This window comes from bacterium, from assembly GCA_035945995.1.
Classification (GTDB): Bacteria; Sysuimicrobiota; Sysuimicrobiia; order Sysuimicrobiales; family Segetimicrobiaceae; genus DASSJF01.
The window spans coordinates 1-2093 of the sequence record DASYZR010000129.1 but is presented as its reverse complement, the minus strand read 5'-3'; the positions used below and the strand labels follow the sequence as shown (position 1 = coordinate 2093).

3 protein-coding genes are annotated in these 2093 nt (G+C 71.3%); 1 reads left to right on the top strand and 2 read right to left on the bottom strand.

What is annotated here, in order from left to right:
- The first annotated feature begins 214 nt into the window (after window positions 1-214).
- Window positions 215-880 (top strand): HAD-IA family hydrolase, encoded by a 666-nt coding sequence (locus VGZ23_14860; GenBank protein ID HEV2358872.1) that lies wholly within the window; start codon window positions 215-217, stop codon window positions 878-880.
- Window positions 881-882: 2 nt separating this feature from the next.
- On the opposite strand, the gene VGZ23_14855 is transcribed toward VGZ23_14860, so the two are convergent.
- Complete coding sequence (locus tag VGZ23_14855; GenBank protein HEV2358871.1) at window positions 883-1851, bottom strand: TIGR03560 family F420-dependent LLM class oxidoreductase; 969 nt, start codon at window positions 1849-1851, stop codon at window positions 883-885.
- Between the two features lie 25 nt (window positions 1852-1876).
- Window positions 1877-2093: hypothetical protein (locus tag VGZ23_14850; protein ID HEV2358870.1), on the bottom strand; the 217-nt coding region annotated here is incomplete at its 5' end.

Below are 2093 nucleotides of genomic sequence, written 5' to 3'. Positions count from 1 at the left end.
CTGGACGATGAGCACGCGATGCCGCCACGGCCCGGTGGTGGGAACGAGGATGCCGGAGACGTTTGGGAAACGGCGCGCGGCCACGACGAGCGGCTGCGGCTTCCAGACGACGACGTCCACCACCTGCTCGTTGAGCCGGATGTCCGCGAGGGCGCGCGAGTCCTCCGGACTCCCGCCGTTGCGGCGTCCGGGCGACCATCCTACAATGGCCGGTGTGGCGCTTCCCCATCGGATCGGGCTCGTCTTCGATATGGACAACACCGTCCTCGGTTCGCACATCGACTTTGCAGCCATCCGGGGGGAGCTCGGCGCCATGCTGCGCGAGGCCGGCGCGACGGCGGAACCGGACGAAGCGCTTCGCCGGCGCGCCATCGGCGAGCTCGTGGCGTGGGGCGCCGCGCACGACGCGGCCAGGCGCACCACGCTTGTGCCGCAGATGTGGGCCGTCATCAGTGCGCACGAGACCGAGGGCCTGCGGGACGCCGGGGCCCTCGACGGCGCCCCGGACGTGCTTGCCGCGCTGCGGTCGTGCGGATACCGGCTCGCGATTCTCACCAACAACAGCCGCGCCGGCGCGTCGGTGGCTCTTCGGGCCGCGGGACTGGCCGACGCCGCCGAAACGGTGGTGACGCGGGACGACGTGGCGGCCATGAAGCCCGCCGGCGACGGCGCGGTCGAAGCGCTGCGCCGCCTCGGCGGCCCGGACCGCGCTTACGTGATCGGCGATTCCTGGATCGACGGCGCCGCCGCCGCGGCCGCCGGCGCGCGGTTCATCGCCTACCGCCGCACCGCGGACGAACTCCGGGCCCACGGCGTCCGGCCCTGGCGCGTGATCCACCACCTCGCCGAGCTCCTGGGCATCGACTTCGGGGACGGATGACCCTACAGCGCGGCGGCGCGGGGAAGCACGTCTTCCGCGATCAGCCGGACGGCGTCCAGATCGTCCTGATCGAAGAATTGTAGATTGAACCGCGCGATCCCCTCCGCGCTGAGCGCGCGCATCTGCCCGACGATCTCCTCGGGCGTGCCGACCAGCCATCCTGCTTCCTGCAGTTCCCCCGGCAGCTTGGCCGCGGGGGTTGCGGCGCGCGGCGGCACGTACTCTTGAATCTTGCGCGCCCGCCGTTCGAGCGCCGTCCCCGTCTCCCCGATCAGAATGCCGCCCATCCACGACCGGCGGATGGTCGCGGGATCCCGGCCCACTTTGCGGCAGGCCGCCTCGAGGATCCGAGTCCGCTCCCGGACCGACGCGGGCGGCTGCGATCCGCCGCAGTTCCACTCGTCCGCGTGCCGCGCGACGACCTCGAGGAGCCGCGGTCCCTTGCCGCCGACGATGAGCGGCATCCGCGGCCGCTGCGCCGGCTTGGGCCAGGCGGTCCCCCCGTCGAGCCGGTAGAATTTCCCCGCAAACCGCGCCGGCGCATCGGCCCAGAGGGCGAGCATGACCTGGATGCCCTCGTCCAGCCGCCGGATGCGTTCGCCGACAGGCGGGTACGGAATCCCGAACGCCTGGTGCTCGCCGTCGTTCCAACCTGCGCCGACGCCCAGTTCGAGACGGCCGCCGGAGAGGACCTCGATCGCCGCGGCTTCGCGCGCCAACATCGCCGGATGCCGGAACGTGATCGGACAGACCAGCGGCCCGAACCGGATCCGCCGCGTGTTCAACGCGAGATAGGCGAGCGAGGGCCAGGTGTCGAGCCCCGGACGCGTGGCCACGCCAAAGAGGGAGAAGAGATGGTCCGATCGCCAGAGGGACTCGAACCCGAGCGTGTCGGCCGCCTCGGCCAGCCGGCGCCAGCGGTCCCACGTCAGGCCCTCCTGGCCCTCGATCATCAGGCCGACATGCGCCACGCCGTTCCTCCAGACCGCGATCCGCCTACCAGAAGTGCTTGAACTTCTTGGCGAAGCGGCGCTCGAGCGCGTCTTTGTGCAGGTGGTATACCGGGCAGTTGCGGATGACGCACACCTGGAGGGCCGTGTTGCAGTACGCGTTCGGCACGCGCCAGCACTCGTGATTGATGAAGTAGGACCGGCACACCCCCGTGCGGGACTGCGCCTGCATCGGGTTGACCGTGTCCGCGCTCACGGTCTCC